At 70.1% G+C, this 7,176-nt stretch carries 7 protein-coding genes; 5 read left to right on the forward strand and 2 right to left on the reverse strand.

From position 1 onward, the window contains the following. Window positions 1-588 (forward strand): 3'-5' exonuclease (locus AB0924_RS38330; RefSeq protein ID WP_366913965.1); only part of this gene is annotated, 588 nt, incomplete at its 5' end. 219 nt (window positions 589-807) lie between these two features. After that, a complete protein-coding gene (locus AB0924_RS38335) occupies window positions 808-1,383 on the forward strand; it encodes a hypothetical protein (protein ID WP_366913966.1) in 576 nt (191 codons plus the stop codon). Between the two features lie 152 nt (window positions 1,384-1,535). On the opposite strand, the gene AB0924_RS38340 is transcribed toward AB0924_RS38335, so the two are convergent. Continuing rightward, window positions 1,536-1,688: a hypothetical protein gene (locus AB0924_RS38340; RefSeq protein WP_366913967.1), complete on the reverse strand. Its 153-nt coding sequence runs from the start codon at window positions 1,686-1,688 to the stop codon at window positions 1,536-1,538. Window positions 1,689-1,763: 75 nt separating this feature from the next. Between AB0924_RS38340 and AB0924_RS38345 the strand changes: the two genes are divergently transcribed. The 3 genes from AB0924_RS38345 to AB0924_RS38355 all read left to right on the forward strand — a co-directional run bounded on the left by AB0924_RS38345 (window position 1,764) and on the right by AB0924_RS38355 (window position 6,544). Further along, complete coding sequence (locus AB0924_RS38345) at window positions 1,764-2,426, forward strand: hypothetical protein (RefSeq protein ID WP_366913968.1); 663 nt, start codon at window positions 1,764-1,766, stop codon at window positions 2,424-2,426. Window positions 2,427-3,443: 1,017 nt separating this feature from the next. Continuing rightward, window positions 3,444-3,803, forward strand: coding sequence for a hypothetical protein (locus AB0924_RS38350; protein ID WP_366913969.1), 360 nt, complete (start codon window positions 3,444-3,446; stop codon window positions 3,801-3,803). After that, window positions 3,800-6,544, forward strand: a complete 2,745-nt coding sequence (locus AB0924_RS38355) for a caspase family protein (RefSeq protein WP_366913970.1) — start codon at window positions 3,800-3,802, stop codon at window positions 6,542-6,544. Before AB0924_RS38350 ends, AB0924_RS38355 begins: the two co-directional genes overlap by 4 nt. Before the next feature lie 381 nt (window positions 6,545-6,925). Here AB0924_RS38355 and AB0924_RS38360 read toward each other — a convergent pair. Then, window positions 6,926-7,176, reverse strand: a 251-nt coding sequence (locus tag AB0924_RS38360) for a hypothetical protein (RefSeq protein WP_366913971.1), incomplete at its 5' end; no start/stop codon positions are given.

Genomic DNA, 7,176 nt, shown 5'->3' on the forward strand with positions numbered 1-7,176 from the left:
AACCGGCCGGACGCAGTGCTGTGCCGCACCAACATCGGCGCCATGGCCGAAGTCATGCGCCTGCTCACCGCCGGCCACCGCGTCGCCCTCACCCGCGGCGGCCAGCAACTCGCCGCACTCGCCCTCGCGGCCCGCGACCTCAAAGACGGCCGCCGCACCTCCCACCCCGAACTCGTACTCTTCGCCTCATGGGGAGAGTTGCAGGACTACGCCGCACACGACCCCGCCGGACGCGACCTCCAACCCTTCGTCGACCTCGTCGACACCCACGGCCCCGACGCCATCCTCACCGCAGTCGACCAACTCACCGACGAGACCCACGCCGACGTCACCGTCTCCACCGCCCACACCGCCAAAGGCCGCGAATGGCCCACCATCCGAGTCGCCGACGACTTCCCCCCGCCCAGGGACACCGACCAGCACGACAGCCAAGGACGCCCCATCCCCGAACCCGTCAGCGACACCGACGCCCGCCTCGCCTACGTCGCCGTCACCCGCGCCCGCCGACACCTCGACCTGGGCGGCCTCTCCTGGATCAACACTCACCCCACCGCGGTCAGCGCGGCTTGCAGCCCTGGGCACAAATGAGCCCGGAAAGCGGAGCCTGACAATGACCGACCGGCTCGAGCGACCCTCGCCCAGAGAACGACACAGGTGTCTTCCGTACTATCGCTACGACACACTGTGCGGCAGTAACTGCTACTGCTCACACAACATCAGGCGGATGAGCATCCACGTTGGAATTCGCATACACCGCGGACCGCCCGCCGCTCGTCGGCCGCAGCATCAAGGAAGGGTGCGAGCATCATGCCCGAAACCATGCCCGAAAACACCGAGTTGACCTCGCAGTACAGCGCACAGGTGGCCGGTGACCTTGAACGCAACCTCAAGGAGCAAGAACGCCTCAGCGGTGAGATCGAAGCACTGCAGGCGCAGTTGGCTGCCCGGCGGCACGACCACACGGTCCTAGTGAACATGCAGCAGGCCCTCGGCGTCCCCGCCACGGCCGCTGCGCCTGACCCCGTCGCAACGGTGCCGACCGCCCGCAAGAAGGCACCCGCGGCCGGGAAGCGAACCGGCAAGAAGGCCGCCAAGGCAGGGGCCGCACCGTCAACATCACCCACGCTTGTCGACCTCGTGCGCGAACACCTGGCCGGCCAAAACGAACCGCGCTCTGCTGCCGAGATCACCACCGTACTGGGCCAGGAGCACCCCCAGCGCGCCATCAAGACAACCGTCGTACGGACCACGCTCGAAGGGCTCGTGGCGAGGAACCAGGCCCAGCGCAGCAAGCAGGGCTCCTCCGTCTTCTACGCAACGCCCTATTCGACGCAGCCGCCCGCCGCCCAGACCGAAAGCCAGGCCGAACCGGCCAACTTCTGAGCCGGTCCATCGAGGCCAATCCCCTGCCGCCTGCCCCCTCTACGCCGCGTGCGCCGGCTGTGGCACCTGCGGCGGTGCACTCTCGCGATCGTCGGGTTTACGAGAGATGGCGAGCGCATGCCAGTCGGCGAGTCCGACCTGCCACTCCTGACTCAGAGCAGCACGTTGAACATGCTCGCGCCAGCCGGGCGGCCGTTCTGCAGCCACTCCTGCACGAACGAGGCCCCGTCGCACACGGCGAACCGCGACTTCACATAGAACTTCTTGTCGCTGCCCAGGCCCTTCTTGCACTCGTTGTACGTCATCTTCCGCGGCGGCTACGGTGCTGTCGCGCCCGGCCCGGCCGATGATCCCGCGCGCGCCTCCTCCTGCGCGGGGGCATGGCCGGAGGCCTGGTGCGACAGGGGCGCGTAGGAAGTTGCCGGCCCCCTCGTCCCCTGTGCCAGCCGTGCAACAGGGTCCGCCTTCCCAGCCAGTTCCTGGAGCTCTTCGCGGCCCTGAGGGGTCGCCAGCTCCTTCAGCGAAGGCTTTGCGGAGCCGACCGACAGAATGTACGACTCCACCTGCAGACAATCCGGCTGGCCGAGCAGTGGCCAGCGCACTTTGTCGCCTTCGATTTGCTTCGGATCTCGGGCACGGACACGACCAGGTGGCCCTACCGGCGCCGCAGGGCCGCGCTGCAGGCCCTCTTCGCTGACCACCGGCTCACTGCACCGTGGACGCTGCGCCCGTCGACCACGGACCCGGCAACCGTGCCGGAATGGTTGACCAGTTGGACGGCGGTCGGTCTCGAAGGTGTGGTCTTCAAGGGGTTGGAGGGCGTTTACGAGCCGACCGTCCGAGGCTGGAGAAAGCACAAGGTCAGAGAGACTGAGGACGCCATCGTTGGCGCGTTCACCGGCGCTCCGGCGGCTCCCCGCACACTGCTGCTGGGCCGGTACGACGCCTACGGGCGCCTGCGGTACGTGGGGCGCGGCGCAGCACGACGCTCCTCAGACCGTGGGTCGGGCGGTCGCCAAGCTCCTCACACCGGCCGGAGGTGATCACCCTTGGACGGGCTGGACGTCCAGCGCCGGGTGGGGCTCGCGCAAGACTCTGCACGCCACCTTCGTGGCGCCGAACTTGGTGGTGGAGGTCGGCGTCGACGTAGCCCGTGACAGTGCAGGCCGGTGGCGACACCCGGCACGCTGGCACCGTGCGCGCCCAGATCTATGTCGGCCGACACTCCGCCCCTGGAGCCCGGGCCGACGGGCTGAGCGGCGCGCGCCGTCCGATCTCGAGGATCCGGAGAGTGCAAGTGGGCTATACAGTCCGGCATGAGCATCGTCGACACGTCCATAGCTGCGGCCTCAGCATTTCTCAGCGGCGCTGCCGCTTTGGCGGCGTGGAGGGCATCCCGCCAGGCCAACGAAGCGGCCATGAAGGCGAACGAAACGGCCGACACCGTGGCGCGGATCGAGCAGGAACGCTGGCACAAGGAACTGACGCGTGGCGTCCCCGCCGGCCGCGCGAGCAAGAAGCACCCCGGTGAGGCTTTCCCGGCCGGCGTTGTGGCGTTTGAAGGGCTGCGGGGAGGGCGAGCGCGGCTGCCCTCTTCACCGCGCAGCGGGTCGGCAACGGGGCGTGCCGCAGGCCTTGGGTCCGGCACCGCCGGTCCCCGCACACGCCCCGCGTCACCCGCCGGCGAGCCCTCGGCCGCAGGACGCCGGCCCCGTATGACACCCGCTCGACCAGCGGGCGCGCCAGGTGCCACATCAACGGATCGGCCGGCCACTGGATGCGTCCGACGGGCACCTGCAGGACGAGCGGGGCCCGGGGGGCCAGCACATGAGAGGCCGGCACCGAATCCTACTGCCGCCGATCCACGGTGTTGCTGAATCTCGTCGACATTCCTGCCGCCGAGCAGACTCAAGCGTTCCCAGAACTAACCGTCAGACGATGCTGCTTCTCACTGACACAATCAGAGGACTGCGAATGTGTTCGGACCACGGCTGCGTCCACTGGATTCCGTTACCCTCAAGGCCTGTTCGAGACCCATGTGGCGAGGGGAGGCCGAGGACATGCGGGTCCGCATCCACGGCGACGGTGACGAGCAGGCGTTAGCAGACCTTCAGGACTGGCTGAGCCGCGATCCGCAGGCGCGCCGGCTGTCCGTCGCCCCCGTCAGCACGCCCGGCGCCACGATGAGCGTGCTCCACGCCCTCGACATCGCGTTCGATCACGGTCTCGACATTGCGAACTTCGCGGTCGCCTACGCCAGTTGGCGGGTCGCCAAGGCCAGTGCCGCCCTGCGCGGCGCGCGCACCCTCACGTACGGCGGCTCGAGCGTCGACATCGGCCACCTCGACGGCGCACAACTGGCGGAGCTCCTGCGTCGTCTGGACAGCGAGGGCACGGACACCGGTACCCCCCGGTCATGACCGAACAGCAGACGCGCGCCTCCCGCGCGGTGCTCTTCGGCGTACACGCCTTCACCTACTTGCCGGCCCTTGAGGGGGTGAGCCGGAACGTCCCCACGTTACTCGCCCAGTTGACCGACCCGGAGGTGGGAGGCCTCCTCAGGGAGGACTGCGTCGTCCTTTCCGAGAACAGCGGACAGGGCCGCGTTCTCGACGCCGTGTGCCAAGCGGCCGAGGAGGCTGACGATCTACTCCTGGTCTACTACGCGGGCCACGGCCACTTCGACCGGGGCGGTGGCCTGCTCCTGGCCACCGAGGCCTCCAGTACCACGCGCCGCCATCACTCCGTGCCGTACGAGGCGGTCCGGGAGTACGTGGGGGTGTCCCGGGCCCGGCGCAAGGTGGTCATCGTGGACTGCTGCTACAGCGGCGTGGCTGCGCGTATGGGCGAAGCATTGACGGGGGTGGAGGCGGCCGATCCGCTCGCCATCGAGGGGGCCTGTGTCCTGACATCGGCCGCCGAGACCGAGCAGTCCCTGTGTCTGACGGAGGGCAGCGTCTTCACGCTGGCCCTCCTCGAGGTGCTCCGGGACGGGCTGGGGGGCGAGCTGCCCGACGGCCGCCGGGGCCATGAGCAGAGCCACCTCAGCACGGCCGACGTCTTCGCAGCGGTCCGGGCCCGGCTCGCGGGACGCATCGTGGACGATCTGCCCGTTCCCGAGCCCCGGATGGCCACGCGGGGCGACGGCCACAAGATCCTCCTGGCCCGCAACCGTGCCTTCACCGGCCCCCCGGCCCCGCCCGTCAACCGTGCCCCGCAAGGTCTGTCGGGGCGAGACGTCCCGGACCCGCTGGCCATGGTCGTCGGCCAACAGACCTTCGTCGACGGGCTCGCCGGCTACCAGAAGAGCCTCACCCCTGAGTACCTGCCCTTCGTGTCCCCCGGTCCGAGCCACCCCTCGGAACCCCACAGGCTCTTGTGCCGCCTGCGGGACGCCGACGACCGGGGGGTGCTGCTGGTCGGCGCGGCCGGGACGGGTAAGACCCGGACCGGCCTGGAGGTGGGCTGGATGGCGCTGCACGAGGGCTGGCGGGTGTTCCACGTCCGCGCCGATCAGGGATCGTCCCTCACCATCCGGCTGACCGCCGCGGTGTTGGCGCAGAACAGCCCCGTCCTGGTCGTGATCCACCATCTCAACGAGTACCTCACGGACGAGGGAAGCGACGGCGCCCAGCTCGACCTGACCGCGCTGCACCACCTTCTCCTGCCAGAAGCCCGCCGCAGGGGCATCCAGGTGGCCCTGCTCGCCTCCGCGCGTTCCGGCTGGCTGCGCACCGCGCGCCGCATTCAGCTCCACGACCTGTTCGACGAGGTCGAGCTGCGGCAGGACGAGGACTTCCAGCGGTTGATCGCCGACCACGCAGTGGCCACGATGGCCCCCACCCTGGTGAACCGCCTCGGCATGGAACGAAGCCGGGAAATGGTCGGCCATCGCCCCACCATCGCCGTGCTGATGGCCCAAGAGCTGGAGCACCGGGCCCTCCAGGGACGTGCGGTCCCCGACATGACCAGGCTGCCCACGGGCGGCGCCCTGGGGAACTGGGCGAGAGGCCGGCTGGCGGGGGACGGCCTCCCCGCCGACGGCCCCCACGAAACCGCCTTCGACGAGGTCACCGCCGCCCACTGGCTGCTGCCTGCCGCCGCCGCGGCCGCCGCCTGCCCCCAGAAGAAGGCCGATGTGATCGCGGCGGCCACCGCTTGCCTGGCCCGAACGTCGAGCAGGTCGCCGCGCGCTGAGAACGTGGTGAACACCCTCATCGGCTTCGGCTGGCTGGAGCACGACGAAGGCAGCGGCCTGCTGAACACCGCGCACGACGTGGTCTGCGACCAGCTCGTCCAGTCCGTCGTCCTGCCGGCACGCGGCCGCACTCCGGATCGCGACCGCACGCGTGCCCTCCTCGCTGGCTGCCTGACCAGCGCGCGTACCGTCGGCCGCTACACGACGACCCTCGCCCGGCTCATGAACGACCTGGCCCCGGGCAACCGTGCGAAAGCCCTCTGCACGGTCCTCGACGAGTGGTTCGCCGACCACGCCCAGGCCCTCGGCGACGTCATACGCCGGGAAGCCGGCGACGGCGGCCACGCCCTCGACGTGATCTGCTCGGGGCCGCCCTGGGCCGACGCCGCGGTGCGCAACTGGCAGAAGGTCGCAGCACCCTGGCTGGAGGAGTTCGCAGACGACGTCAACGCCCACCACGTGCTCCGATACGGGCTGTCGAACCTGCCCGCCGGCGGCGCCGGGCCCCTCGTCCCCGTGGCGCTGCGATGGGTCGAGACCCACGGATGGCGACGCGAGGCAAGCCACGTCCTGGGTCCGCTCCTCGGCCGGAGTGACCTGACCGTGCAGGTGCAGGAGCTGGTCCGGCGCAAGGCGATGGGCTGGCTACGGCGCAACGGCGAGCTACTGGAAGCCGGCGTCGTCCTCTCCTCGCTTCTGGACCGACCCGAACCGGACGAGAGCCGGATGCGGCAAGCCGTCGCGTTCGCGTTCCGCTGGCTCGACGACCACGCGATCACGGCCGAGGCCCACTCCACCCTCCGTGCACTGCTCGAGCACCCCGGCCTCCCCCACCACGAGACCCGCCGCGCGGCCCGCCTCGCCGACCAGTGGCGGCAACACCACCCCGACGCGGAAGAGGCCGGCCTCCTGACCCCCCTGCCGGCCGGCCGGCCCGACAGGACCGACCATGCAACCGGGTAGCAGGCCCTCCGCCTCGCCGGCGAGGCACCGGACCACAACGCCACGCCGCCCGACACCACCCTCCCTGCGGAAGACCTGCTTGTCCGCCGGTCAGACCAGGCTCGGCAGATCCCCGCAACCGCCGCGGCATGGCTGGAGCGTTGCGGCATACCGACGTCGCGGACCGGACCGCTTCCCTCCCCCAGCACGGTGTTGCAGACCTGGCCGCAGAAACGCAGCCCACAACCAGGATGACCATCCAGCCGGCGATGGCCGCGACGAACCGCCTGCAAACTTCTGGGATGCGTCTGTTCGTGGCGGGAGCCGACTCGGTGATCAGGCCCTTGCCGCCGCCTTCCTCACAGAGGGCAGCCAGGAAGAAGGGTCCGGCGCGTAGGCGGCTCAGGATGTCCAGTGCCGGTATGCCTCCACCCAGACCCACCCTTCGGGTGCGGGGTCGGGCAGCGGTAGGTCGAGGATGCCGATCGTCTGAGCGTGCCGGCCGTGTCTGCACAGGGCGGCGATGCCGCTGCCGGGCTGTTCCTGGAGTGCGGTGACGGTCACGGGGATGCCGAGCACGACGGTGGTGAACGGCAGGGCCAGGCGGTCCTCGATGACTGCCTGGAAGGCGGCGAGCTGTTCGTGCTCGCCGT

This window comes from Streptomyces sp. NPDC047869 (genome assembly GCF_040704065.1).
Taxonomy (GTDB): domain Bacteria; phylum Actinomycetota; class Actinomycetes; order Streptomycetales; family Streptomycetaceae; genus Streptomyces.